Origin of the sequence: Mycolicibacterium neoaurum (genome assembly GCF_036946495.1) — a bacterium.
Taxonomy (GTDB): domain Bacteria; phylum Actinomycetota; class Actinomycetes; order Mycobacteriales; family Mycobacteriaceae; genus Mycobacterium; species Mycobacterium neoaurum_B.
The window spans coordinates 788,995-815,065 of sequence record NZ_JAQIIX010000002.1 but is presented as its reverse complement, the minus strand read 5'-3'; the positions used below and the strand labels follow the sequence as shown (position 1 = coordinate 815,065).

25 protein-coding genes are annotated in these 26,071 nt (G+C 65.4%); 12 read left to right on the top strand and 13 right to left on the bottom strand.

Going from position 1 to position 26,071, the window contains the following annotated elements; all coding sequences use genetic code 11:
* The first annotated feature begins 9 nt into the window (after nt 1-9).
* Nucleotides 10-651, top strand: coding sequence for a TetR/AcrR family transcriptional regulator (locus PGN27_RS09305; RefSeq protein WP_335325873.1), 642 nt, complete (start codon nt 10-12; stop codon nt 649-651).
* A gap of 321 nt (nt 652-972) precedes the next feature.
* Here the strand turns inward: PGN27_RS09305 and PGN27_RS09300 are convergent, their stop codons facing one another.
* The 3 genes from PGN27_RS09300 to PGN27_RS09290 are packed head-to-tail and all read right to left on the bottom strand — an operon-like array spanning nt 973 to nt 4,224.
* On the bottom strand, nt 973-2,067 hold the full coding sequence (locus PGN27_RS09300) for an NAD(P)H-dependent amine dehydrogenase family protein (protein ID WP_335325872.1): 1,095 nt from the start codon (nt 2,065-2,067) through the stop codon (nt 973-975).
* 25 nt (nt 2,068-2,092) lie between these two features.
* Nucleotides 2,093-3,166, bottom strand: coding sequence for an NAD(P)H-dependent amine dehydrogenase family protein (locus tag PGN27_RS09295; protein WP_335325871.1), 1,074 nt, complete (start codon nt 3,164-3,166; stop codon nt 2,093-2,095).
* A gap of 29 nt (nt 3,167-3,195) precedes the next feature.
* Entirely contained in the window at nt 3,196-4,224 is a 1,029-nt protein-coding gene (locus PGN27_RS09290) for a Rieske 2Fe-2S domain-containing protein (protein ID WP_335325870.1), read from the bottom strand.
* A 77-nt stretch (nt 4,225-4,301) separates the two neighbouring features.
* On the opposite strand from PGN27_RS09290, the gene PGN27_RS09285 reads away from it, so the two are divergent.
* Nucleotides 4,302-4,934: a TetR/AcrR family transcriptional regulator gene (locus tag PGN27_RS09285; protein ID WP_335325869.1), complete on the top strand. Its 633-nt coding sequence runs from the start codon at nt 4,302-4,304 to the stop codon at nt 4,932-4,934.
* 60 nt (nt 4,935-4,994) lie between these two features.
* Here the strand turns inward: PGN27_RS09285 and PGN27_RS09280 are convergent, their stop codons facing one another.
* Nucleotides 4,995-6,215, bottom strand: a complete 1,221-nt coding sequence (locus tag PGN27_RS09280; protein ID WP_335325868.1) for a cytochrome P450 — start codon at nt 6,213-6,215, stop codon at nt 4,995-4,997.
* 187 nt (nt 6,216-6,402) lie between these two features.
* Between PGN27_RS09280 and PGN27_RS09275 the strand changes: the two genes are divergently transcribed.
* Entirely contained in the window at nt 6,403-6,978 is a 576-nt protein-coding gene (locus PGN27_RS09275) for a TetR/AcrR family transcriptional regulator (RefSeq protein ID WP_335325867.1), read from the top strand.
* Nucleotides 6,979-6,989: 11 nt separating this feature from the next.
* Here PGN27_RS09275 and PGN27_RS09270 read toward each other — a convergent pair whose 3' ends face one another.
* From PGN27_RS09270 to PGN27_RS09260, 3 genes are all read right to left on the bottom strand, one after another.
* Entirely contained in the window at nt 6,990-7,751 is a 762-nt protein-coding gene (locus PGN27_RS09270; protein WP_335325866.1) for a hypothetical protein, read from the bottom strand.
* Between the two features lie 69 nt (nt 7,752-7,820).
* On the bottom strand, nt 7,821-8,765 hold the full coding sequence (locus tag PGN27_RS09265; RefSeq protein WP_335325865.1) for a GGDEF domain-containing protein: 945 nt from the start codon (nt 8,763-8,765) through the stop codon (nt 7,821-7,823).
* A 49-nt stretch (nt 8,766-8,814) separates the two neighbouring features.
* Nucleotides 8,815-9,747 (bottom strand): SDR family oxidoreductase, encoded by a 933-nt coding sequence (locus tag PGN27_RS09260; protein ID WP_335325864.1) that lies wholly within the window; start codon nt 9,745-9,747, stop codon nt 8,815-8,817.
* An 87-nt stretch (nt 9,748-9,834) separates the two neighbouring features.
* On the opposite strand from PGN27_RS09260, the gene PGN27_RS09255 reads away from it, so the two are divergent.
* Nucleotides 9,835-10,665: a helix-turn-helix transcriptional regulator gene (locus PGN27_RS09255; protein ID WP_335325863.1), complete on the top strand. Its 831-nt coding sequence runs from the start codon at nt 9,835-9,837 to the stop codon at nt 10,663-10,665.
* Between the two features lie 33 nt (nt 10,666-10,698).
* Here the strand turns inward: PGN27_RS09255 and PGN27_RS09250 are convergent, their stop codons facing one another.
* On the bottom strand, nt 10,699-12,459 hold the full coding sequence (locus PGN27_RS09250) for a molybdopterin-dependent oxidoreductase (protein ID WP_335325862.1): 1,761 nt from the start codon (nt 12,457-12,459) through the stop codon (nt 10,699-10,701).
* Between the two features lie 34 nt (nt 12,460-12,493).
* On the opposite strand from PGN27_RS09250, the gene PGN27_RS09245 reads away from it, so the two are divergent.
* Entirely contained in the window at nt 12,494-13,285 is a 792-nt protein-coding gene (locus tag PGN27_RS09245; RefSeq protein WP_335325861.1) for a bestrophin-like domain, read from the top strand.
* Between the two features lie 34 nt (nt 13,286-13,319).
* Here PGN27_RS09245 and PGN27_RS09240 read toward each other — a convergent pair whose 3' ends face one another.
* A complete protein-coding gene (locus tag PGN27_RS09240) occupies nt 13,320-14,024 on the bottom strand; it encodes a TetR/AcrR family transcriptional regulator (RefSeq protein ID WP_418888573.1) in 705 nt (234 codons plus the stop codon).
* A 73-nt stretch (nt 14,025-14,097) separates the two neighbouring features.
* Here PGN27_RS09240 and PGN27_RS09235 point away from each other — a divergent pair, with 73 nt between their 5' ends.
* Both PGN27_RS09235 and PGN27_RS09230 read left to right on the top strand, forming a co-directional pair.
* Complete coding sequence (locus tag PGN27_RS09235; protein WP_335325860.1) at nt 14,098-15,096, top strand: acetyltransferase Pat; 999 nt, start codon at nt 14,098-14,100, stop codon at nt 15,094-15,096.
* Nucleotides 15,096-15,938: a shikimate 5-dehydrogenase gene (locus tag PGN27_RS09230; RefSeq protein ID WP_335325859.1), complete on the top strand. Its 843-nt coding sequence runs from the start codon at nt 15,096-15,098 to the stop codon at nt 15,936-15,938. Before PGN27_RS09235 ends, PGN27_RS09230 begins: the two co-directional genes overlap by 1 nt.
* Here the strand turns inward: PGN27_RS09230 and lpqN are convergent, their stop codons facing one another.
* Entirely contained in the window at nt 15,939-16,637 is a 699-nt protein-coding gene (lpqN, locus tag PGN27_RS09225; protein WP_335325858.1) for an envelope biogenesis lipoprotein LpqN, read from the bottom strand. It lies immediately after the preceding gene.
* A gap of 120 nt (nt 16,638-16,757) precedes the next feature.
* Between lpqN and PGN27_RS09220 the strand changes: the two genes are divergently transcribed.
* Complete coding sequence (locus tag PGN27_RS09220) at nt 16,758-17,435, top strand: DUF5642 family protein (RefSeq protein ID WP_335325857.1); 678 nt, start codon at nt 16,758-16,760, stop codon at nt 17,433-17,435.
* A 10-nt stretch (nt 17,436-17,445) separates the two neighbouring features.
* Nucleotides 17,446-18,108, top strand: a complete 663-nt coding sequence (locus PGN27_RS09215) for a DUF5642 family protein (protein ID WP_335325856.1) — start codon at nt 17,446-17,448, stop codon at nt 18,106-18,108.
* Here the strand turns inward: PGN27_RS09215 and PGN27_RS09210 are convergent.
* Entirely contained in the window at nt 18,105-18,713 is a 609-nt protein-coding gene (locus tag PGN27_RS09210; protein ID WP_030133433.1) for an alpha-ketoglutarate-dependent dioxygenase AlkB, read from the bottom strand. The genes PGN27_RS09215 and PGN27_RS09210 overlap by 4 nt on opposite strands.
* Before the next feature lie 30 nt (nt 18,714-18,743).
* Nucleotides 18,744-19,175, bottom strand: coding sequence for a redox-sensitive transcriptional activator SoxR (gene soxR / locus PGN27_RS09205; protein ID WP_335325855.1), 432 nt, complete (start codon nt 19,173-19,175; stop codon nt 18,744-18,746).
* Between the two features lie 43 nt (nt 19,176-19,218).
* On the opposite strand from soxR, the gene arcA reads away from it, so the two are divergent.
* Nucleotides 19,219-20,418 (top strand): arginine deiminase, encoded by a 1,200-nt coding sequence (arcA, locus tag PGN27_RS09200; protein WP_335328679.1) that lies wholly within the window; start codon nt 19,219-19,221, stop codon nt 20,416-20,418.
* Between the two features lie 42 nt (nt 20,419-20,460).
* Complete coding sequence (locus tag PGN27_RS09195) at nt 20,461-21,762, top strand: cryptochrome/photolyase family protein (RefSeq protein WP_335325854.1); 1,302 nt, start codon at nt 20,461-20,463, stop codon at nt 21,760-21,762.
* A gap of 1,854 nt (nt 21,763-23,616) precedes the next feature.
* Here the strand turns inward: PGN27_RS09195 and PGN27_RS09185 are convergent.
* The gene (locus PGN27_RS09185) at nt 23,617-25,155 is read right to left on the bottom strand and encodes a dolichyl-phosphate-mannose--protein mannosyltransferase (protein ID WP_335325853.1); all 1,539 of its coding nucleotides are present in this window, start codon (nt 25,153-25,155) and stop codon (nt 23,617-23,619) included.
* Nucleotides 25,156-25,181: 26 nt separating this feature from the next.
* On the opposite strand from PGN27_RS09185, the gene rsmI reads away from it, so the two are divergent.
* A complete protein-coding gene (rsmI, locus tag PGN27_RS09180) occupies nt 25,182-26,054 on the top strand; it encodes a 16S rRNA (cytidine(1402)-2'-O)-methyltransferase (protein WP_335325852.1) in 873 nt (290 codons plus the stop codon).
* Nucleotides 26,055-26,071: the final 17 nt, after the last annotated feature.

Genomic DNA, 26,071 nt, shown 5'->3' with positions numbered 1-26,071 from the left:
GTGGGGGACATGACAGTGAAGACCGAGAGCGCGCCGGCCAAGCGGGTGCGCGTCACCAAGCGGCGAGCCGAGACACGGGCACGTCTGCTCGATGCTGCCTATCGGGTCTTCGCTGAGAAGGGGTTCGGGCGTACCCGCATCGAGGACGTATGCGCGGCCGCGGGTTACACGCGTGGGGCGTTCTACTCGCAGTTCGACAGCCTCGATGCGATGTTCTTCACCCTCTACGAGCAGAAGGCTCATGTCATCACCGAGCAGGTCGCCGATGCCATCGCCAGAGTCGGAGGTGGGGTGGACGTCGAGCCAGCACTGGATCGCGTCTCGGAAACGCTTCTGTTGGAACGAGATTGGCTTCTCATCAAAACGGATTTTCTGCTGCACGCGGCGCGCCATCCCGATGTTGCCAGCCTGCTCATCGAGCACCGACAGCGATTGCGTAATGCTATCGAGCACCGATTGGCCGAACTCGACGCGCGACCAATCCAGTCACTGGCCACACCATCAGACGCAGCACGGGCTGCCATCGCCGTCTACGATGGCGTGACCGTCCAATTGCTGCTCGACGACGACCTCCCAGCTGCCCGCGAGTGGTTGCGTCAGCTGCTCACGGTATTCCTAGGCTCGCCAGGCGGCCGAGGCAAGGGTCTCTGACCCGGACCATGACTCGACAACAAGGGTGACACCGAGGAGACAAGAACGGGGACGTGTCCCCCGCGTCGACAGATTCCAGGTGACTCGCCAACATCGACAACAGCGAGTGTTCCCGTTTCTTTGCGCGCTGGTCGGTGCATCTTGCGTGTCTCGAAGTCTGGGTCGGTCTGGTTCCGAACCGCCGGTGGATATCTGACCCGCATAGACGTTGTGTTCGGTCAGCAGTATCAGGGTTCGACAAGTCTCCCTTTAGCTCCACTTCACGTGGCGTGTTCGGTGAGCGCACCGGTCACCGGTTCTTTCCCGATCCGGGCTTGCCGATCAGAGATTCTTCTGCGTGGCGAGCGCGGCCGGAATGTGCGCTGCGATCGCGGGCAGATCGGCGTAGGTAGCGATACCGGGGGCAGCTGCACACACCGCGGGAATGGCGTTGATCAACGGACCCGCGGTGATGCGCAGGCCGATGCTGCGCATCCGCTGCGGGGTGAGGTCGGCGAGATCGGCGTCGGTGGGCATCAGATCGACCCGAACGTGCACGTTCGGGTCGCCGACCACCTCGATGCGGTAACCGTGCTCGACGGTCCACGGCGGGTCGAGTGCTTCGGTGGCGACCCAGCGCTGTGTGACCGTGAGGACCTCGCGACCGCCGACCACGCCGAACCACCGAACGTCCATGGCGCCGACGTGTCCCTGGGGCAGGGACACTCCATCGGCCACCACGTCTCGGGTCGTATAGGCGAAATCGACTGTGCAGTCGATGCTGTCGAGCTCGACCCGCGTGAGGTGGGCGAGGACATCGACCGCCTCGGCGAACACGGCGGTGCCGCGGCGAACATCCTCGACATGGCCCGGATCATCCTTGGGGCGACCCCAACCCACCGCTTGGAAGTTGGCATCACCTATGAATTCGGCGACGTTGACCGATTCGGTCATCGACACCCGCCGCACGTCGGTCGACACCCCGCTGGAGATGGCCGCCACCAGCTGCGCGAAGCCCGGGTTCATCCCGCTGCCGAACAGTGTCGCTCCGCCCGCCTGGCCCGCGGCGTCGATATCCGCGCGCTCGTCATCGGCGAGGTTGCGACCGGTGAGAAACTCGGCGCTGGTGACGATGTTGACACCGGCGCGCAGGATCTTCTGCACCTCCGCAACATTGAAGTGCAGCGGGTTGTAGATGGTGCAATCCGGCCGCAGATCGAGCAAAGCGCCGACGTCATCGGTGGCACGGACACCGAAGTCCTCGCCCAGCCCGCACAACTGTCCGACGTCCACCCCGACCTTCTCAGGGGAGTAGGCGTAGGCGCCGACCAGCTGTAGATCGGGGCGGGCGAGCACCGCGCGTACCGTTTCGGCCGCGACGTTGCCCGTTGTCCATTGCACCACGCGCAGAACGGGTTCGGGGTGTGGCAGCGTCATGCGGCCTCCTGATGATTCGGTGCCGCTAGAGTTTGAAGCGGCCGGCGAAGCCGCGCAGTGGAAGGTCGGCACTGGTGATGATGCCGGGTGCGGCCGCGACCACGGATTTGATGGAGTGCAGTGCGGGCATCCCCGTCACCGTCATCCCGATGGAGGCGAAGTTGTCCGGATTCGACAGGTCGACTCCGGGTTTGGGGAAGATCATGTGCTTGTTGTAGATGTTGGGGTCGCCCTTGATCTGAGTGATGTAGCAGCCCTTGATATCCCAGCTGGGATCGGTGTGCGGGGTCATCTGCCATTCCAGATGGGTTTCCACCCGTGGTACGCCGTCGACCGTGCCGACGTACTTGATGTAGTTGCCGCCGAGGGATCCCTTGGGGAGCTGGTACCAGCCCAGGTCGACATCCTTGGTGCATGCCCCCAGCTCGTACTCGAACTTCACCTCGTCGAGCTCGAGTCCGAAGCAGTCGGCCATCATGTACACCGAGTCGGCGAACACCTCGGTGTACTTGCGCAGCTTGTCCGGGATCGAGGGATCGTCGACGGGTTGCCCATAGCCGACCTCGATCCAGGTGTCCTTGGAGTGATGGCATGACACGTCGACGGATTCGATGGTGGTGACGTTCTCGATCTCGGCGACATCGGCCGAGCACACCACGCCGAGGATCTGGTTCACACCCGGATTCATCCCGGTGCCGTAGAACGTCGCACCGCCCTTCTCGCACGCCTCCTGGAGAAGCCGGCTGACGAGCTTGCCCGACGGGTGCGGGTGGTTGGTGTCGCGGTGGAACCCGGTGATCCAGTCGGCGGTGGTGACGATGTTGATCCCGGCCTCAAGGATTTTGACATACAGGTCCTCATCGGGGAACACACCGTGGAAGGTCAGCACATCGGGCTTGGCGGCGATGATCTCCTCGACGGTGCCGGTGGCGATCACCCCGTTGGGCGCAATCCCGGCCAGCTCGCCGGCGTCCCTGCCGATCTTGTCCGGCGAGTAGCAGTGCACACCGATCAGTTCGAGATCGGGTTCATCGGCTATCCGCTTGATCATCTCGGAGCCGACGTTGCCGGTCGCGACCTGGAATACCTTGATTGCCATCGAAAACCTTTCTGGGTCAGATCATTTGGTCAGTGTGTGGCTCGGGCAGCCAGGTCGGCGGCGCTGCCGCCTTTGCCATCCGGGTAGAACTTCAGGGCCCAGTTGCGGATCGCGGTGAACCCCTTCATCTCCGAACTGGCGAGCGCGGGAGGGTCGGAATAGCGCTGATGGGACCAGATATGGATGTCCTGGCGGAACTGTCGGATGACCTCGGCGCCGAACTCCTCGGCCTTGACGCGGGCGCGCTCGGGGTTGCGCACCTCGCCTTTCGGCCGTCCGATGTAGACCATGAAGCGGATGTCGGAGGTGCGCTCGTCGACCGGCGTGATGGCCGAGATGGTGCGGTTGTCGATCATTCCCCAACTCTTGGTCACGGCGACACCCAGGCCGCCGTTGATCGCCTCGACGCCACTGTTGATGTCTTCGATCCGCTGACCATCGTCACCCTCGAAGGTGATGGTGAAATCGACATAGGACACCGGCTCGTCGAAGTCGTGCCGGGTGAAGATCGGGTTGATGGGCGTGCCGTGCACGTACTTGAAATGTGCGAAATCCACGCCATTTTCGAGCACGTACTGTGGATGCATCTCACGCCCGGGCTCGAACAGTCGCTGCTGCGGGTAGTAGTCGGCCTCGCTGGTGCCGTCGCCGAAGCTGGCGAACACGTCGGGGGCGTCGAAGAACGGCTCCCGGTCCTCGATGTCATGCCAGATGTAGATCGACGCGTTGCGTTCGGTCACCGGATAGGTCTTGATGCGACGTCCGCGGTTGGGCCGATTCTCGTAGGGAATGCAGACGTTACGGCCCTGCTGATTCCACTGCCAGCCGTGGAAGGGACATTGCAGCACCTCGCCATGGACGGTGCCGCCGTATCCGAGGTGGGCACCGAGGTGCTCGCAGTAGGCGTCCATCACGGTGACCTGCCCGGACTCCGAGCGCCACGCGATCAGCTCTCGATCGAAGTACTTCATGGGGTGGACGGCGCCGATACCGACCTCGTCGGACCAGGCGACCTGGAACCAGCCGGTGGGCTTCATGGACAGGGGCGGCTTGGCCATGCGGGAAGCATAGAACAATCAATGAAACTTGCATAGTGGCCTTTATGATTTTGCCCGATGCGCGATATCCTCGGCTGATGACCGACACGGCCGAGGCCTCCATGCCGGCACGACGCCCGAATCGGCGCGGCCAGGCGACCCGCGAGAACATGCTGGAGGCCGCGTTGAAGGCGCTGGCCTCGGGTGATCCCGCATCGGTATCGGCCAACCGGATAGCCAAGGACATCGGCGCCACCTGGGGCGCCGTGCAGTACCAATTCGGTGACGCCGACGGCTTCTGGGCCGCCGTGCTTCATCGCACGGCACAACGCCGAGCCGATGTGTTCGCATCGTTCAGCACCGACCCCGTCTTGAGCAAGCGCGTCGCCAACATCATCGACACCCTTTTCGAGGGTCTCGATTCGCCGGATTCCCGGGCCATCGAGAACCTGCGTGCGGCATTGCCACGCGATCATGCCGAACTGGAGCGGTTGTATCCGCAGACCGCGGCCGAGCTGTACTCCTGGGGTCGGTCATGGCTGGAGATCTGCCGCAACGCATTCGAGGATCTCGGCGCCGACCCGGATCGCGTGCGTGAGGTCGCCACGCTGATCCCTGGGGCTATGCGCGGTCTGGTCTCGGAGCGTCAGCTCGGCTCATATTCGGACCTGGACCTCGCGCGCCGTGGGTTGACCAACGCACTGGTTTCCTACCTGGAAGCCGCGGATTGAGACTGGCTCGTATCAAAATGTTTGTGCCATAACTCTTTCTAGCGTCCATCACGTTCCTGCTCAGGACACTGCGAGTTCTAGTCGCTCAAGACGGCGAACAAGCAGGCTGGGCAGCCAGCGACCTACGCCGGCGGCCTCCACGTTGGCGGTATGTGCCAGCAGCGATTCCAGCACTATGCGCGCCTCCAGACGGGCCAGTGCGGCACCGACGCAGAAGTGGGCTCCTTTTCCGAACGCGAGATGTCCACGCGCGCTGTCCCGATCGAGGCGGAACTGGTCGGGATACTCGAACTTGGCGGGGTCTCGATTGGCGGCTCCCCACAGCAGAAGGAGTCGGGAATCCGCCTCCAAAGGCACTCCGGCCAAGGTGGTGTCGCGCAGTACGTGGCGATAGTGACCGCGGAACGGCGGCTCATAGCGCAGCACTTCTTCGATGAAGGCGCCCAGCAGTTCCGGGCGATCACGAAGCTGGCGCTGGACATCGGGCATGGTCGCCAGGATGTGAGCCGCGGAACCGATGAGAGATGCGGTCGACTCACCACCCGCACTGAAGAGAGTGATCATGATGATCTGTGCGCTCAGCTCGTCTAGGGTCCCCGAAGCGCACGCGGCGGCCAAGTCGCTGAGGAGGGTGTCTTCAGGACTGCCGGCCGCATCCTGAAAGCGCTTCGTGATGTAACCACTGAGCTCCATCACCGCGATCCCCGCTTCCTTGAGCTGATCGTCGCTGACAAAACCTTCCAGCATCTGCGTGCCGGCGTAGCCCCAATCGACGAGCCGATCGATGTCTTCCTCTGGAGCCCCGATGAGCCGGCACACCACGATCATCGGCAGCCGATTGGCCATCGATCCCATCCACTCGACGTGTGAGCCGCGAAATTCGCGGTCCCACAGTTGAGTCGTGACATCGCGAATAAAGGGCTCCAGGGCTCGGATTCGCCGCGCAGCGAGTTGAGGCACGATCATCTTGCGGTGAACGTTGTGTGACGGATCATCGGCGGTGGCGAGGACGTGGGTGGGGCCACCGATCGGGTCCATGGTGAAGGTGCCGACAGTGCCGTCGTCTTGATAGGTCATCGTGGCGGTCAAGTTCGACGAGAAGTCTTCGGGCCGTGACACGGCGTCCTGTATCGCGTCCCAGCCGGACACCGCGTAGAACGTGGAATCGCCCACGCGATGCACAGGGCCCTCGCTATGCATGCGTGAATACAGTGGGTGTGGGCTTTGGATCGCGTCGTCGGCAAGCAGTCCGATTCCGAGTTGGCTCGATGTGGACGTCACCGGGCAAATACTGAGCGGCCTGCACAAGTCGCGTCAACGATAGGAGGAAACTTGAAATGGGCAGCGTGCATCCGGGGCTACCGTTGTCTCAGAACGACGATCCGAACAGGGCGAATGGACTCTCTCAGGCGAGATTCTGTCGCACGATGAGAACCGCGCAGAAGTAGTCGACGGAGGAGGCCGGCTGATGTCAGAGGAGTCGAAAGTGTCGGGTGGTGACTGGCTCGTCGGCGCAGATCGCCGGGCGCTGGCAACGCGGCGCATCGTGTCGGTCGCGACCGAGATGGTCGCCTGTCACGGCTGGGACAACTTCGATATCGACAGCCTCGCTGCGCGAGCACACTGCTCGCGGGCGACGATCTATCGCAACGTCGGCGGCAAAGCTCAGATCCGCGAGGCGGTGTTCTCCGTCGCCGGTGAGCGGATCATGCACGCCGTGCGAGAGGCCGTCGCCCCTTTGGAAGGATCCGAACGGCTGGTGGTCGCCTTTCTCGTCGCGCTCGACCGAGTGCGCGCCGACCCGTTGAGCGACGATATCGTCCAGTCGTTCCGGGATACTCGCTTGGCCGAGTCGTTGATCGAGTCCCCGCGACTCGGGCTTTTCGCGGGTGAGCTCACGGGTCTCACCACGCAGAATCCGCTTGCCGCACAATGGATCGTACGAATCTTCGTATCCCTGCTCAGTTTTCCCGCCAGTGATCCCGCAGTCGAACGCCGGTTACTCGAGGACTTCTTGGCACCGGCACTCACCCAGCGTGCGTGACAAAGATTGCTCTAACCCATTTCCAGGATCGCGCGCAGTGACGCGGCGGGATCCATCGCTGAGATCATGCTGTAGGTGCTGACCAACACCCCGGCCACCGCGTTCATCGATGTGAGGGTCAGCAGCGCTGAGAACATGCGCCGGTCGCGGCTGCCCGCGGCGGTGCGTCGGCGCCACAACGCCACCGAACCCGCTACGGATAGTGCCGCCAGCGCGCCGGTGCCAACCACGAGCACCCAGTGATACCGACTCACCTGCTCCAGCAATTCGGTCATTGCGGGACTGTCGACCAGTGTGTCGATCGACAGTGTGCCCGGCGGTATCCACGGCAACAGTGCGACCAGCGGCACGGCAGTCGCCTGGACATTGATGGCCACTAGCCAGCCGGCCAAGAAGGCCAGGATGCCGGCGAGGTTGGCTGCCAACCCGTATGACACGGCACGTCGGCCCTGCTGGCTCAGGTAGCGCGTCCAGCATGCGGCGGCGAGGATCGCGAAGGACATCACCAGCGCAACGCTGATCCCGATCTTGATGGCGTGCCATTGAAACCAATAGTCGGTCAGCCGAGCCAATTCCGGTGGCAGGGCGGCAGTGGGTGAACTCAGGAACTGTCTCACCGCAGAGGTCACCGCGTCGGGCATCCCGTCGACGTCCGCGTACTCGGGAAACGACCGGTGCAACAGCGCGGCGGGCCCTCGGACGAATGCGGCCACCAAGACGACCGACACCATCATGGACAGCGCCGCGACCGATCGATCGGAGAGTGTGAACACGCGAGCAACTCTGCTGTGCGGCCGACGGGTCCACCAGGGGGAAATCCCCCGTAAACCGGAATCCAGCGCTCAGTCGCGCTGCTCCCGGCGCAGTCGCTTCTGCTGGTACATCCGCTCATCGGCGAGCTTGAGCAGATCGGTCGGCCCCGTCGCGGTACCGGCGCTGAAGGACACCGGCGCTCCGGCCACCGACCATCGACTGCGGATGCGATCGATCACCCGTTGGGCCTCGTCGTCATCGGCGCCGACGAGGATTGCCAGGAATTCATCGCCACCGATCCGAAAACCGATGTCGCCGGTGCGGATCGAGGCGCGCAGTGTATCCGCGAATCGCACCAGTACCTCGTCACCGGCGTGGTGCCCGTGGGCGTCGTTGTAGCGCTTGAAACCGTCGAGGTCGATCAGTAACACCGCCGAATCAGCGTTGTGGGCGTCCAATTGCGGTGCCAGCGTGGTCCGGTCGAGCAAGCCGGTCAGGGCTATCACGCGCAGTTGTCTGCTCTGCTGGTCGAGGCGCGCGATCAGCCACGCAGGCACTTCGGCGATGAGCACCCACATCACGGCCGCAGCGGCGACTTTCGGTATCGCGGCGGGGAGGGGGTGTTGGCCACCGACGATGAAGGCCAGCACACCCAAGGGCGCCAACAACAACGATCGCCGAGGTGGGTTGGTCAGCCCGGCGTAGGCAAAGGTGATGGTGATCGTGCCGGGGAGGTCGCGTGTGGCGGCGGGTTCGATCAGGCCGGCCACCGTCGTCGTGACCAGCGCGGCGATCGGCCAGCCGAGCAGCAGCTCGCGGCGTCGCCCGAGACCGAGCAGGTGCCCGGTGAACAGGACGGCAACGGCAACGGCAGCCGCCGCGGCCAGCACCGCGTACAGCTGGTGCACGCCGGCGGACCCGGCATCGTGTGATGTCGCGGCTCCGGCATAGAGCGCGAGCATGGCCAGATAGGCCGCGGCCCCCCACTGATGCCAGCGTCCGGCGGTCGGCAGCAGGTCCACCCGCGACGGCATGTCGACAGAATAGGCCGATACCGTCGATCGGTTGAGGCCGTACCGCGGCTCAGCCGAACCGCACGCCGGTCAATCGTTCCGAAAGATCCCATAACCGGTCCGCGGCGGTGCTGTCACGCAAGGGTTTCCACAGCTTCTGCACACCGGGCGGCCCGCCGGCGTTCCCCGGCCACTGGGGGCCGTAGAACTCATCGGGATCGGCGGCCGTCGCCGCCATCATGGCCGGGAGCTGCGCGGTCGCCACGGTCCCCACAAGTAACCCGCGTGCCGAGAGCCAGCGGATGAGCCGAACCTGGGTGGTGTCCGCAGTTCTGCCCATCTCGGGCCGCGCGGCCAGCAGGCTGGTCGGGGCGACCCCGGGATGGGAGATGGTGCTGCTGAGCCCCCAGCCGGCTGCAGCGCTGCGGCGTGCGAGCTCCAATCCGAACAGCCCGCAGGCGATCTTGGACTGCCGGTAGGCAGACATCGCGTCGTAGGTGAGCTCCCAATTGAGGTCGGTCCAGTTGATCTGCCCGCCGCGGGCGGCGATGCTGGTTTGCGAGGTGACACGCGCCCGGCCGGCCCGCAGCACCGGCAGCAGTGCGCCGGTGAGGGCGAAGTGGCCGAGATGGTTGGTGCCGAACTGCAATTCGAATCCATCGGCGGTGCGCTCGCGCCGTGGTGGCGTCATCACCCCGGCGTTGTTGATCAGTAGATGGATCGGAGCGCCCTCGCTGCACAGACGTTCGCCGAGCGCGCGCACCGACTCCAACGAGGCAAGATCGAGCGATTCCAGTCGCAATCGTGCCGCCGGGTGCCGGGATCGGATGGTGGCGGCGGCCGCCTCGCCCTTCACCGGATTGCGGACGGGCATGACCACCTCCGCGCCGGCGCCGGCCAGCCGGGTGGCGATGCCGAGCCCGATACCGTCGCTGGCGCCGGTCACGACGGCACGGCGTCCGGTGAGATCGGGGAGTGGAAGTTCGTATCGTTCGCGGGTCATGCAGACGACACTGCCTGCGAAGGCGTGGCTCAACCACGGACGGTCAATCCGTGGTTGAGCCGGCCGGGCGGCAGCACAATGGCGGACATGATCGATAGAAGGGCGCTGGCGGACTTCCTCACAAGCCGGCGCGATGCGCTGCAGCCCGAGGACGTCGGGCTACCCCGTGGGCCGCGCCGCCGCACCACTGGTCTGCGTAGGGAAGAGGTGGCCGCGCTGTGCCATATGTCCACCGATTACTACTCGCGGCTGGAACAGGAACGCGGCCCCCAGCCGTCGGAGCAGATGATCGCCGCGATCGCGCAGGGTTTGCATCTGACCCGCGATGAACGCGATCACCTCTTCCGGCTGGCCGGCCATCGGCCGCCGCCGCGTGGCACGGGAACCGACCATGTGGGACCCGGCATGTTGCGGATTTTCGACCGGCTGGCCGATACTCCCGCCGAGATCGTCACCGAGCTTGGGGAGACGCTACGCCAGACGCCGATGGGTGTGGCGCTGGTGGGGGACCTGACCCGGCATACCGGTGCCGCGCGCAGTAGCGGGTACCGGTGGTTCACCGATCCGGCCGCACGCGATCTGTACCCGCAAGAGGATCACGAATTCTATTCGCGCATGTATGTTTCCGGCCTGCGGGTACTGCTCGGCATGCGCGGGCCGCAATCGCGCGCGGCCGAGTTGGCGGCACTGCTGGCCGAACAGAGCGCCGAGTTCCGTGCCCATTGGGATCGTCACGAGATCGGCATCAAACCCCGCGAGCTCAAGCGCTATGTGCACCCCGAGGTCGGCGAGCTCGAACTGAACTGTCAGATCCTGTTGGACCCCGAGGAGTCGCACACGCTGCTGGTCTACACCGCCGCGCCGGGCAGCACGAGTTACGAGAAACTGCAACTGCTGTCGGTACTGGCGACGGGTTGACCGTCGCGGCGAACAGGCCGCCGCTGCGGAACATCAGATGGGCATCCGGAAGCCGAAATACTCGTGGTCTTCGTTGTAGCCGCCCTGTCCCTTGCCGATATGTTCGAAACTGTCGACGAACTCGATGGATTCGATCCACTTCACCTGCTTGAACCCGAGCTCGACCTCGTTGCGTAAACGCAGCGGTGCGCCATGGGTCTCGGTGAGGGGGGCGTCGTTCATCTCATAGGCCAGCAGGGCCATCGGATGGCGCATGTGGCCGATCTTGTGGCAGTCGTAATAGCGTCCGCCGCCCGGCTCGGAACCGTCGGCCATCGAGTAGAACACCACCCAGCGTGCCGACGGCAGCGGCCGGACGATACCGAGGATGTCCGCCATGCGGACTCCGCCCCATTTGGCCACGCCAGACCAGCCCTGGATGCAGTAGTGCTGGGTGATCTGATCGTGTTTGGGCATCGCGAGCAGATCGGCATAGCTGAGTTCGGTCGGGTTCTCCACCTGACCGCCCACCCGCAGGGTGTAACCGGACCAGTTTCCGGCCGCCAACTCCCGATAGGTCGATGATGCCGGCAGGGTTCCGTTGGGCCAGAAATACGGGGAGATGTCCCTCTCGGAGTACTCGGCCTTGGGGTGTACCCACTCCATGAGGCCCTTGATCCATCCGACCGCGAATCGACCCACTCGCTGCACGACGCGCGGGTACCGCAGGGTTACCGGGGACGCCAGCATCCACAGCGCGATGATCACCCCCATCGCGACGAGATAGACGACCAGTGCCCATGGGGATTGGATATCGGTGCCGAAGACGATGTGATTGAGATTGCCCACCAGGCCGGTCGTGAAGACCATGATCGTGTGGATGGCGATGAAGAACACCATCCACACCAGAACCAGGAAGTGCACCGAGCGCGCGACCTGACGGTTGGCGGGACCGGCGCCGAAGCCGAATCGGGCGGCGATCGCCGGCGCCTGCAGGATGCCGGTGAGGAAAGCCAATGGCGCGAAGACGAAGACCGTGAGGAAGTAGGCGGTCAACTGCAGTGCGTTGTAGGCGACGAAGCCGTCATTGACCGGAAAGTCCAGGGAAAGATACTGCACCATCGTCGAGGCCGCGTTGGGGATGACATCCCAGGACTGCGGGACGATGCGACGCCACTGGCCGGTGGCGAACAACAGGACATAGAAGACAATCCCATTGAGCAGCCACAGGGTGTCGAAGGTGAAGTGCCACCAGCGGGCAAGGCCGATGGTGTGCCGGACTCCCGGTATGCCCAGCCATTTCGGCAAGGACACCGAGTCGTCCTTGGCGGTCCACACCCGTGCCGGGTCGGCCGGATTGAGTCGATCGGCGGGGATCGGCCCACGTAGTCGCAGCCACGCCGTTCCCGGCGTGCTACCCGAGTTCAGGTACAGCCGAGGGTGGTCGGCCAGGATCTGCAGACCGGCCCGGATGATGAACATCATGAACACGATGTTGAACAGGTGACTCCAGCGCAGCCAAGCCGGCAGTCCGGGTTCGATACCGCCGCGAGGCGCCGATGTTCCCGGATAGCGCAGGATGAATTCCTGCATCCATTCGTGCTGCCGTAGGTGCTGGGCGATGGCGACGCCGACGATCAGTGCGGCGATCGTCAGCGGCACAAGCCACGCCGTGCTGATCCAGCGGCGCCCTATCCGGATGGTGGGGACCGCTGCGGGCTCATCGGCGATCCCGCCGGCCCACTCGCCCTCCCGGACGCGTTCATCGTTCGACGTGTGATAGGTCGTCACGGCCCAGACCCTAGACGACCGCATCGACGCCGTGACCGGATCGCTCTAGAGTCAGCCGATGAGCGCTTGGCTGGTCGAGCACGTTCCCGCGGGTGTCCTGTTGGTCCTCCTGGTTGTGCTGATCGCCGGCGGCGCGGTGCTGTTGCAGATGCTGGTGCGCCGACGATTCCCGGGACTGCAGGGTGATGACCACAACGACGTCGTCCGGTTCACCTACGGGGTGATCGGTTTCGTCTACGCCTTCTTCATCGGGTTCGTCGTGTCATCCATGTGGGGGCATATCAACACCGCGGATACCAACGTCAGGGCCGAGGGCGCGGCGGCGGTGCAATTGGCCAGGGACACGGTGGCTTTCGCCGATCCGGACGCCCAACGGCTGCGCGGTGCCCTGCTCGACTACGGTCAGGCGGCGTTACGGGAGTGGCCCGGCGGGAATGCGACCACCACACCCGAGGCCGACCGGGCGCTGGACGCGGTGTACCGGGCGTACGGTGAGCTCCAACCGGCCACCGATGCCCAGCGCAGCCGGCTGACCACATCGCTGAGCAACCTGGACAAGATGAGCCAGGCCCGCACGGTGCGGCTGCTGCAGGCGCGCGATGACGACGGGGCGCCGTGGCCGCTGTGGGGTGTCATCTTCTTGACCAGCACGCTGGTGTTGGGCACCACCATCATCTACGGCGTCGAGCGGTCCTCGATGCATTACCCGATGGTCGCGATCGTCGGTGTGCTGGTGGCGACCAACCTGTTCTTGGTGGCGCAGCTGTCCCACCCGTTCATCGGGGACGCGGCGACCTCGGCCGATCCACTGCGAGAGTTCGTCACCGTGCTGCAACAGCCGCGCGGCTAGGTGCCGCACCCTCGCGGCACGACCGAAGGCCGGCTCAACTGGCGGCAGGCTCCCGCAGCGCCCACAGGTCGTTGGACAACAGTCTGCGCAGCCTGTCGATGACGGCGGCCACCTCATCGTCGGTGCCGACGAAGCCGGCGTAGAAACCCATACCGAACATGAGCACCAGCAACATCTCGATGAGGGCGTTGCCATCGGTTTCGTCGGTCAATTGACCATTTGCGATCGCGTCGCTGACGGCTTTGGCTAGAAAGGCGCGGATTCCGTCGCGCGGGGCATATTGCTCGTTCTTCAACTCGGGGTGGCGATGGGCCTCCAGCATCGAGGTGACAAGGAAAGCTGCGGCGGAGTCGATCTCGCGGTGCGCGGCCAGCATGCCGCTCATCAACGCGGTCAGTTTGTCCAGCAGAGTGGTCTGGCCGGCGGCTGCGGCGATCCCGGCTTCGATGAGTCCGGTGTGGGTCGTATCCAGCACGTTCTGGTACAGATCGCGCTTGTTGGAGAAGTAGTGATTGATTGCTGGGCGGGTCAGATCGGCGCGCTCGGCAATCTCCTGGAATGTCGACGCATCGTAGCCAAGCTCGCTGAAAACTTGACGAGCCGCGAAGATGATCCGTTCGCGGGTTTCCGCTCCGTTAGCTGCTCGTGGGCGCCCCCGAGTGCGGCGCAGCGCTTGTGTCATATGCGGAGTTTGCCACAAATTACTGACCGGTGCGTAGAAAACTTTTCCAACGGGCATGTGCCCACGTCTATAGCAAACGTGATCTTGACCGTTGTTGCCGACCCCGACGACCGCGCCGTAGCCTCGTGAGGTGTCCGGAGTGACCGCTGACCGTGCCGACGAACTGGCTGCACTTGAGTTCTTCGCCGGGTGCGCGCCCGAGTCACTGCGTCCCCTGGCGTCCCAGCTGCAACCGCTGGTCGCCGACCCGGGACAGGTTCTCATGCGACAGGGCGAGACGGCGCTGACCTTCCTGTTGATCGCTACCGGACGGGCCGAGGTGACCCACGTCGGCGACCGTGGTGAGGTCGTCACGATCACCGTCGATCCAGGCCTCGTGATCGGTGAGATCGCCCTGCTGCGGCACACCCCACGCAGCGCCACCGTGGTGGCCGCCACGGCGCTGACCGGTTGGGTGGGCGGACCCGAAGCCTTTGCCGCCCTTGTCGAACTGCCGGGGGTGATGCCACGTTTGGTGCGCACCGCCCGCCAGCGGCTGGCCGCCTATCTGACGCCGATCGAGATCGCGCTGCGAGACCACCTCGTCCTGCATCTGCGTCCGGTGCTGCCCGGTGACAACGTGCGCACGATCGACGGACCCATCGAGTTCTCGGCCGAGACGTTGTATCGGCGGTTCCAGAGCACCCGGGTCCCGACGCCATCGCTGATGGCCTACCTGTTCGAGGTGGACTATGTCGATCACTTCGTCTGGGTGATGACCGCGGGACCGGACGGTCCGGTGGTCGCCGACGCCCGGTTCGTCCGGGAGGGGCATGGGGTGAGTACCGCGGAGGTGGCGTTCATCGTCGCCGACATCTATCAGGGTCACGGCATCGGGACATTCCTCATGGACGCGTTGGCCGTGGCCGCGCACGTCGGCGGCGTCACCCGCTTCTCGGCACGGGTGTTGACCGACAACTATGCGATGCGCGCCATCCTGGACCGCGCCGGTGCGCACTGGGTGCGCGATGATCTCAACGTGGTGGTCACCGAGATCGACGTCCCGCCGGCCGACGCGTTATCGCTGCGTCCGGAAATCTACGACGAGATCGCCGCCCTGGCGCGGCGAGTGATGGGATCGGTGGGCTGATGTCCCAACCCGCGCGCAGTGCCGGCCGGCCGCCGCTGAACAAGGACACCACGCTGTGCATCTCGCTTGCCGCGCGGCCCAGCAACATCGGCACGCGGTTCCACAATTATCTGTACGAGGAACTGGGCCTGGATTTCCTCTACAAGGCCTTCACCACCACCGATATCGCGGCCGCCATCGGCGGGGTGCGGGCCCTGGGCATCCGCGGCTGCTCGGTCTCGATGCCCTTCAAGACCGATGTGATGGCGCTGGTCGACGATATCGAGCCGTCGGCGCGGGTCATCGAATCGGTGAATACCATCGTCAACGACAACGGTCACCTCACCGCCTCCAACACCGATTACCTTGCGGTACAACAACTCATCGCCCAGCACGAGCTCGATCCCGACGATGCGCTGGTGCTGCGCGGCAGCGGTGGGATGGCCAACGCCGTGGCCGCCGCGTTCGTCGGAGCGGGATTCACCCGCGGGGTCGTCGTCGCCAGGAATGCCGAGACCGGTCGCGCACTCGCCGACCGGATCGGTTGGGAGCACACCACTTCCGCGGACGGTGTGCGGGCACCGATCCTGGTCAACGTCACCCCGATCGGGATGGCCGGCGGTCCCGAGGAGTCCGCCCGATCGTTCGACGAGGACGCGATCAACGCCGCGGCGACCGTGTTCGACGTCGTGGCCCTGCCCTCGGAAACACCGTTGATCATCGCCGCCCGTGCCGCGGGCATCCCGGTGATCACCGGGGCTGAGGTCATCGCGCTGCAGGCGGCCGAGCAGTTCGAGCGCTATACCGGGGTGCGCCCCAGCCCGGCGCAGATCGCGGCGGCGTCGGAGATATCGCGGGCGTGATCAGCTGGGCGTGATGGTCGTCTGCTCGTCGATGGCCGCGGTGGCGTCCATCAGCGGGCCCATCTGTTCCTCGGTGCCTTCGGCGTTGATCTGCAGGACGAACAGCCCGTCGTCGGCAGGGATGACCGTCGTCTTCTGCGCGACCAGCAGGGTCTTGCCGTTCTTGACGTACGTTCCGCCGACCTGCACGGCGTCGAATCCGCCGAGCTTGCCCGGCTGCCCCTCGTTGCCGCCGTTGTAGTCGGGGAGATTCTTCAGCTCGTTGGGTGCGTACTCCAGAATCTTGGCACCCTCGACATCACCGGTCAGCTTGGACAGGATCGCGGTGATGGTCGGCGGCGGCGGCGGCATGCTCGGGTCGGCGTACACGAGCTGGCCCCACGCCCATTCCGGGGTGGCCGGACCGGCATCGACCCAGCCCTGCGGGGCAGGCAGATTCACCGACGGTGCCCCGGGGGTGCCACGTTTGACCTGCGCCTCGGTGATGCCGTTCTGCTGGATGTACTGGGCGATGGTCAGATTCTCGCCGGTACCGGCCGGCGCGTCACCGTCGGTCTCCGGCGCGGCAGCGGCCGAGGTGGAGGTCTCCTCGGCGCTGGAGCTGGTGTCGGTCTTGGTGTCGGATCCGCAGCCGGCCAGGGCGAGGCTGAGCACCGCGACCGCAACGGCCGCGCCTCGGGCTGTGGTCTGCTTGTTCATCGGTTCTCCTGTCCGTCGAATCTCGGATCGGACGTTACAGGGCCGGAGGGAAACCGACGGCATGTCGTGAGACGCGTTTCGCCGGGGAAACCTGGGCGTCGGTGTGGTAACACAGGCGGTGTGCGTGGCTACGCGATCGGCCTTGGCGCGGTGCTGGTGATCAGCGGTTGTTCCGCCCCTGCGCCGGCCCCGCCGACCGACCGGGCCGGCGGCTCGGACACGCGTGCGGTAAAAGTGGTGAATCCTGCTGCGGTGCAGCGGGTTCAGTCCGACCTCCCGCCGGGGTACGAGGTCACGCCACTCGCCGGCAATGCGGCGCCGGCCGGTTTCTGGGGGATGACGGCGGGCTGGGCCGCCGAACCCGGGCAATGCGCGGCGTTGGCCGATCCGGGCGCCGGTGCGCCGACGCACGGTTGGTCGGCCTCCGGGCCCGGAGGCATCATTCACGCCGTGGTGGCCGGTCCCGGAACCGTGGCCGCCATCCCGTCCGGCTGTGAGGCCTGGACGCTGCGGGGTGGGCGCACCACCGCGACGGTCACCGCGGCGGCCGCCCCCGATATCCCCGGCACGCCCACCGCGGCGATGTCCACCGTGGCCACCACCGTCGTGGAAGGCGGTACCGAGACCCGTTCGCACGCCGACACCGCCATCGCCTACCCGAGCTCCGGCTACGTCGTGACCGTCACCGTCGTCACCGACCCCGGCTCGGCGCTGCCGGAGCTCGGGCCGGATGTCGCCGGTCGGCTGTTGCGCTCGGCGACCGACGAGATCTCCGGGAGCGTGGAGCCGGCCGGGTAGATTGGCGGCGATGCTGACGTCACGGGCGCTGGCCCTGGTTACCTGTGCTGCCGCCTTGACGGCGTGCTCCTCCGGCGACTCGTCGAAGGCCGATATTGCCGGTGTCTTCGCGGTGAAGTCGGTCTTCGACTCGGGCTTCCAGGTCACCACCACGGGACCGACCGGTATCGACCCGAAGATGTTGGCACCGCAGACCGTGCCCGCCGGGGTGGCGATCGAGCCGGCGGCCTGCGCGAAGTTCGCGGGGGGCCTCGCGATTCCCGAAGGCGCGCAGGGCAATATGGCCGCCACCACCGCAGAGGGCAAGGGCAACCGGTTCATCGCGATCGCGGTGCAGACCTCCGAGCCGGTGCCGCCCAACGATCCCGGCCCCGACTGCCAGAAGGTCGCCTTCGGCGGGCCGGGGGTGCGCGGCCTGGTCGAAGTCGTGGAGTCTCCGCAGATCGAGGGTGCTCGCGTGCTCGGCACCCATCGCGTCGTGCAGACCACCGTCGACGGCAAGCCACGCAGCGGCGAACTGTTCAACTACGTCGCGAATTTCGACACCTTCATGGTCATCGTGACGGCCAATCCGCTCGTGGTGCCGAACACCCCGGTGGCGCCGGTGGACACCGAGAAAGCCCGCGAGATGCTCACCGCCGCGGTCGAGGACGTCCGCGCCGGTCGCAGTTAGCGCACATCGCGCACGCGGAACTGGATGCTGATCCGCGGCCCGGTGGGCCGGGCGGTCTTGGGTACCGCGTGCTCCCAGGTCCGCTGCGCTGAGCCGCCCATCACCAGCAGGTCGCCATGGGCCTGGGGTAATCGCAGGCTGCGTCCGCCGCCGCGCGGTCGCATCGCGAACACCCGCCGGGCGCCGAGGCTGACGATGGCCACCATGGTGTCCTCGGTGCTGCTGCGCCCGACGGTGTCACCGTGCCAGGCCACGCTGTCGTTACCGTCGCGATACAGGCACAGCCCCGCGCTGGTGAACGGTTCGCCCAGTTCGCCCGCGTAGATGTCGTTGAGCCGGACCCGCAGCCTGGCGATCGCCGGATGCGGGGCGGGGGCGGCGGTCAGGTCATGGAAGCTGACCAGGCGCGGCACATCGAGCACCCGTTCGTACATCTGCCTGCGCTCCGCGCGCCACGGGATGGCGGTCAGCAGCTCGTCGAACAGCGTCTTGTCATCGTCCAGCCAGCCGTTGAGCCAGCCCGCGCGCACGTCGATCCAGGCGCCGGCACCCAGGCTCCGACGTTCCGAGTGGTCGAAGAGCGACCCCTGAACGGCCAGTGACACGAACCAAGACTATCGCACAGACGTTCGATATCACAGGTTGGCCGCGCCGGGCCCCTGATCTGCCAGCACGTCGTCTGGGTTGGCCAGCCGGCACGCCTTCAGGCTCAGGCATCCGCACCCGATGCACCCGGCGAGATTGTCGCGCAACCGCTGCAGATGCAGGATCCGCGCGTCGATGTCCTCGCGCCAGCCCGCCGACAACCGCGCCCAGTCCTTGCTGGTGGGCACCCGGTCCTCGGGCAGGGTGGCCAGTGCGTCGCGGATGCGGGCCAGTGGGATGCCCAGGCGCTGCGACATCCGGATGAAGGCCACCCGGCGCAGTGTCTCGCGCCGGTAGCGACGCTGATTACCCGATGTGCGCCGCGACACGATGAGACCTTCGCGCTCGTAGAAGTGCAGCGCAGACACGGCCACCCCGCTGCGGAGGGCCATCTCACCGGGTGTGAGCTCATGTGTCTCCATACACCTCAACCATAGTTGAGTTAACGTTCTGAATGTGGAAGCGATACCGCTGGGATCCAATTCGGAGGTCGGCAGGCTGCGGACGGTGATCCTGCACCGTCCCGGCGCGGAGTTGCAGCGGCTCACCCCGCGCAACAACGACACCCTTCTGTTCGACGGACTGCCCTGGGTCGCCAAGGCGCAGGAGGAGCACGACGCGTTCGCGGCATTGCTCGCGTCGCGCGGGGTCGAGGTTCTGCTGCTGGGCGATCTGCTGGCCCAGGCGCTGGCCTCCGGCGCCGCCCGGATGCACGGCATCTCCGCCGCCGTCGACCCGCGACGCCTGGGAATCCCGCTGGCCCAGGAGCTTTCGGCATATCTTCGTACCCTGGAACCGGACGCGTTGGCGCACGTGCTGATGGCGGGCATGACCTTCGACGAACTGCCGTTCGCCTCCACCGAGTTCTCCCTGGTGCGTCGCATGCACCACGGCGGCGACTTCGTCATCGACCCGCTGCCCAATCTGCTGTTCACCCGCGACTCGTCATTCTGGATCGGGCCGCGGGTGGCGATCACCTCGCTGGCGTTGCCGGCGCGGGTCCGCGAGACCTCGCTGACCGACTTGATCTATGCCCACCATCCGCGCTTCCTCGGCGTACGGCGGGCCTACGAATCGCGATCGGCCCCGGTCGAGGGTGGTGACGTGCTGTTGCTGGCGCCGGGGGTGGTCGCCGTCGGCGTCGGTGAGCGCACCACCCCGGCGGGTGCCGAGGCCCTGGCCCGCAGCCTGTTCGACGATGATCTGGCGCACACCGTTCTGGCCGTGCCGATCGCGCAGGAACGGGCCCAGATGCATCTGGACACCGTCTGCACCATGGTCGACGCCGATGCCGTCGTCATGTATCCGAACATCGTGGACTCGTTGTCCGCGTTCACCATTCACAAGGTCGATGCCGGCGGTGTGAAGATCGACCGGGCAGCTCCGTTCGTCGAGGCCGCTGCCGACGCGATGGGCATCGGCAAGCTGCGCGTCATCGACACCGGGCTGGATCCCGTGACCGCCGAACGCGAACAGTGGGACGACGGCAACAACACCCTCGCCGTGGCGCCCGGTGTGGTGGTGGCCTACGAACGCAACACCGAGACCAACACCCGGCTCGCCGACTCCGGTATCGAGGTGTTGCCCATCGCGGCATCAGAGCTCGGCACCGGCCGAGGTGGGCCGCGCTGCATGTCGTGCCCGGCGGCACGTGATCCGCTGTAGCGCGAGGTTTGCCGCGACCGTGCACGGGGCAGCATGAAGGGCATGCCTACGTTGCTGTGGTTCCGGCGCGACCTGCGGTTGCACGATCTGCCCGCCCTGCTCGACGCCACTGAAGAAGACGGCGACGTGCTGGCCTGTTACGTGCTGGATCCGCGACTGCACGCCAGTTCGGGCCCGCGCCGGTTGCAGTACCTCTACGACGCGCTGCGCGATGTCCACGACCAGCTCGATGGCAGGCTGCTGGTCACCGAGGGGCGCGCGGAGGAGCGTATCCCCGCCCTGGCCAAGGCGATCGACGCCTCGGCGGTGCATGTCTCCGGTGATTTCTCGCCTTACGGGAAGCGCCGGGACGATGCGGTGCGCGACGCGCTCGGCGATATCCCGCTGGAGGAAAGCGGCTCGCCGTATCTGGTTTCCCCGGGGCGGGTCACCAAGGATGACGGGACCCCCTACAAGGTCTTCACCCCGTACTTTCGCGCGTGGCGCGAGCACGGCTGGCGAGCACCGGCCAAGACCGGGCCGAAGAGCGCGACGTGGATCGACCCGAGCGATGTCGGGCGCGCCGCCAAGGCCACCGACATCCCCGACGGGGTTGCGGAGCTGGACTTGCCGGCGGGGGAGACCGCCGCACGCAAGGCGTGGAAATCGTTCGTCAGGAACAAAATTGCCGACTATGGCGATGACCGCAACCGCCCCGATATCGAGGGCGTCAGCCGGATGTCGGCGCACCTGAAGTTCGGCGCTATCCATCCGCGCACCATGGCCGCCGATCTGAAGTCGGGGGAGGGCCCGCAGGCCTATCTGCGGGAACTGGCCTTCCGCGACTTCTATGCCACGGTGCTGGATTCCTGGCCGCGCAGCGTCTGGTGGAACTGGAACAAGGCCTTCGACGCCATCGCGGTGGATGAGGACGCGGACGCCACGCGGCGGTTCGAGACCTGGAAGGCTGGTAAGACCGGTTTCCCGATCGTCGATGCCGGGATGCGCCAGCTCGCCGAGTCTGGCTTCATGCACAACCGGGTCCGGATGATCACCGCGTCATTCCTGGTGAAGGATCTGCACCTGCCGTGGCAGTGGGGCGCGCGCTGGTTCCTGGAGCAGCTGGTCGACGGGGACATGGCCAGCAATCAGCACGGCTGGCAGTGGGCCGCCGGCTGCGGCACCGACGCCGCCCCCTACTTCCGGGTGTTCAACCCCGACACCCAGGGCAAGAAGTTCGACCCCGACGGCGCGTATGTGCGGCGCTGGGTGCCCGAGTACGGCAGCGACGACTACCCCGAGCCGATGGTCGACCACAGCGCCGAGCGCAAGGAGGCGCTGCGCCGCTACGACGCAATCCGCTAGCTCCCGTTCCCGGCGAGCGTGCGTGTCTGCACCTCGACACGCCGGGTTCGCGGCGGAGAACGCGCACGCTCGTCGGGGTGGGGCGCTAAAGAAGTTCGAGATTTCTAGGCCAAACCTAGGGCCCTGATGCGCGGGTTTCCGAGCGACAGCGAGATTGTCTCGTAGTAAGCCTATGTAGTGGGCTCGGAGTTTCCAGTGGACGGTTCATTGGAGCGGCGATGGCGGGATCCCTTAGCTGCCGCTGGAACTGCTAGAGCGATGGGCACCATAACCAGAACTATCGGTAGCACTACGAGGGCGAGAGCGATATATACAGCGACTAAGGTGGGTACGCCAGTGTTGGCGTGCACTAACAGGCGCTCCTCGCCTACCAGGCTGGCGAATATCGGTCCCAGCCCGGCTAGTGCTGCGGTACAAAGTGCGGCGGTGGCAAGCGAGCCAAACTGTGGCTGTAGAGTCAGTGGGCCTTCTTTTTCTGCTGCGTGTGATAATTCGCCAAATCTATATGTAATGAGCAGTATCAAGAATACTACGAGTAATATCCAAAGCGTCCAAGACAGCGGCTCGATGATAAAAGTGGGCGTATGCATATTGAATTGTTCATCCATAATCTTCAAGTAGAGTGTGGCAGTTCGTATGAGAAGTAATGATGACGTGGCGATAACAATACCGACCAAGCACCCTGGGAGTGCGATTATTGCCTTACTGGGTGTGTCGGTGGAGAAGAAGTAGAGAGTTAACATCCAAGCCAGGCCGGCCATCATAAGGCAGCCGCCGACTGCCAACATGCTGCTAGCTGGCATTGCTTGAGTCCAAGCTGACGCGCAGGGGAATGCGCGCCCATCGGGTACTTTTCGGTCACTACCCACAACAGGAGCTAATGATGCGATATTGCCGAATAGATACGCGTCGAGCCCGAGTACCAGTACGCCCGAACCGAACAGTGCAAGGGTGTGTGTCTGTATCCCGCTAGTTTTGCCTTCGAAAGACACAGGAGTCTGTTCTGATTGAGGAGCGCTCTCCCGGCGGAGAAGAAAAGCGGTCGCCGTCATCATAAAACCGGCAAGAACGGCGCATAACGCCGCATTCGGTGGAGACGACGTGATTACACTCCAAGGCATTGTCTCCGACTTGCAGTTTTCATAGATATCCTGCGTGGACGCAAGAAAGACGGCACTAGTAGACACAGTCACTGCCCCCCGGGATGGCCAATTCTGCCGAACAATAACTTAGGCTGATTGATTATGGCCGGGAAACGCGAATCGACCGAGTGTGATGGCGCACACAGTCTCGGACGGACTTACGGTGATTCTTAGGGACGCTCACAACCGCAGGCCTACTCCATCACATGGACTCACGATAACGCGAGGAAATCGGTTCGGAGTAGCTCAGCCGGGCTCATTGGTGTGCCGGCCTCGACGGAGCACGGGTGCTCACCCGTTGCCGCATCACTGGCCTGTCTCGTATGAAACTGAATCACAGGCGAACAGCTGCGCCGCTACCCACATGCCAAGATTGGAGCGTCGATCCACGTCGATGTCTTAAGTTTGGTCAACATCCCCGACGGAGCCGTCATGAACTCCTCGTTGCGAGCCGGACAGCAGCGTGGTACGGGCGCACAGGCGAGCGCGATGACCGGGCCTGCTGCTTGAAGCAGGCAAATTCCAATAGCGATCGTGCTCAAAGTAGTCGACGAGCACTCAACTCATCTGCGTACGCAGTTTCGGCGGCGCCAGGCCGACCTTTACCTGTCTCTGGAAAGCTGGCTTTAGCCGATTTGAGCTAGCCAGCTCAAATCGGAGAGGGTCCAAAATTCAACGTCGGAATACGCGATTGTGATCAACGCGACCTGCGTCACCGCCAGCTGGGCAACCAGATCTGCATATGCCAGGTCGTCTGCGAGATCGGCAGTCCGGTCAGGATCGGGTACAGCCAGGCGAAGTTCGTGATCACCAGCGCCACGTAGAAGCTCACCGCGATCACGCCCAGCGTTCGTCTTTCGGCGTTTTGCCGCGGCTGATACAAGATGTCGCCCAGGATCAGCGCTATCAGCATCACGAAGAACGGCGCCATCGCGGTGGCATAGAAGAAGTACATCTGCCGGTCGATGGCCAGGAACCACGGCAGGAAGCCCGCGCAGTAGCCGACCAGCACGGCGGCGTACCGCCAGTCCATCCGCACGAATGTCCGCCAGCACGCCCACAGCAGCACCGGCACCGCGATGAACCACATGGTCGGGGTGCCGACCAGCATCACGGCCTTCACACACGACTCGGCGCCGCAGCCGGGCACGTTCTGCTGGTCGATGGCGTAGAGCACCGGGCGCAGCGACATCGGCCATGTCCACGGCTTGGACTCCCACGGGTGATGGTTGCCCGCGGCGTTGGTCAGCCCGGAATGGAAGCGGTACACCGAGGCCGTGTAGTACCAGAGCGAGCGGATGGCATCGGGCAGGAAGCCGCCCTCTCCGATGGTGCGGCCCACCTCGTGGCGGTACACCCCGGTCTCTGAGGCGAACCAGCGGGCGTAGGAGGCCAGGTACACCGCGAAGGGAATGAGCACCAACGCGTACAGCGACGGCCCGACGTCGCGGCGTACCGCACCGAGCCACGGCCGCTGCACCCGGTACTGCCGTCGCGCGGCGATATCGAAGGCCAGCGTCAGCAACCCGAAGAAGGCGACGAAGTACAGCCCCGACCATTTCGTCGCGCATGCCAACCCCAGCAGCACGCCGGCCCCGAACCGCCACCACCGCACACCCAGGCGCGGTCCCCACGGGGTATCGGTGATGCGGCCCTCCAACAGGGCGATGTGCATCCGCTCCCGGACCTGATCCCGGTCGACGATCACCGCCCCGAACGCCGCGACCACGAACACCACCAGATACACGTCCAGCAGCGCGGTACGCGCCGAGACGAAGCTGACGCCGTCGGCGATGATCAGTAGCCCGGCGATCCCGCCGATCAGCGTGGACCGGCTGATCCGCCGGACGATCCGCGCGACCAGGATGACGATGATGACGCCGCACACCGCGCCGCTGAACCGCCAGCCCAGCCCGGTGTAACCGAAAAGCCATTCACCGATGCCCATCAGCATCTTCGACATCGGCGGGTGCACCACCAGGCCGTAACCGGGGTTGTCCTCGATGCCATTGTTGTGCAGCATCTGCCAGGCCTGCGGCGCGTAATGCTTCTCGTCGAAGATCGGGGTGCCGGCGTCGGTCGGCGAACCTAGGTTCAGGAACCGGGTCAGCGCGGCCAGCGCCCCGATGATCGCGGTCATCACCCAGCCCTGCAGCCGGTCGACGGGCCCGAAGTCGGGAACCGGGACGAGCGGTCCCGGACTGATCATGGGTGCGGCGCGCTCCGGTTGCACGGTGTCAGGAGCGGTCATCACCGACGATCGTAGGCTTTGCAGTTGTGCAACCCCCGCTCGCTACGCCCGCACCCGCCGAAAAGTCCGACGGTCGATTGCTGCTGGGGGCCACTCCCCTGGGGCAGCCCGGCGATGCGTCGGCGCGGTTGGTCCGCGCCATGGCCACCGCGGATGTCATCGCCGCCGAGGACACCCGGCGTGCCCGGACGCTGGCCTCGGCGCTGGAGGTGACACCGGCCGGGCGGGTGCTCAGCCTGTTCGACCAGAACGAGGCCTCGCGGGTGCCGATGCTGGTCGACGAGATTTCCGCCGGGGCCACCGTGCTGCTGATCAGCGACGCCGGGATGCCGCTGATCAACGATCCCGGCTACCGGCTGGTGACCGCCTGCGTGCAGGCCGGGCTGACGGTGAGCTGTCTGCCGGGTCCCTCGGCGGTGACGACGGCGCTGGCGGTGTCCGGGCTGCCTGCCGACCGGTTCTGCTTCGAGGGGTTCTCCCCGCGCAAGCAGGTCGCCCGGCGTAACTGGTTGACCGGCCTGGCCGCCGAGGCGCGCACCTGCGTCTTCTTCGAGTCACCGCGACGGCTGGCCGACACGTTGACCGACGCCGTCGACACCCTCGGCGGTGACCGGCGCGCCGTGGTGTGCCGGGAGCTGACCAAGACCCACGAAGAGATCCGGCGCGGGACGCTGGCCGAATTGGCCGACTGGGCCGCAGGCGGGGTGCTCGGCGAGATCACGGTGGTGCTGGCCGGGGCGACGCCGACGGCCGATCTGGACACCCTGGTGGCTCAGGTGGGCGATCTGGTCGACGACGGGATGCGCGTCAAGGACGCATGTGCCCAGGTCATTGCCGCCAATCCGGGCGCACCGTCCAAGCGTGAGCTCTACGATGCGGTGTTGAAGTCGCGCGACTGAGCCTGCGGGGGTGTTCG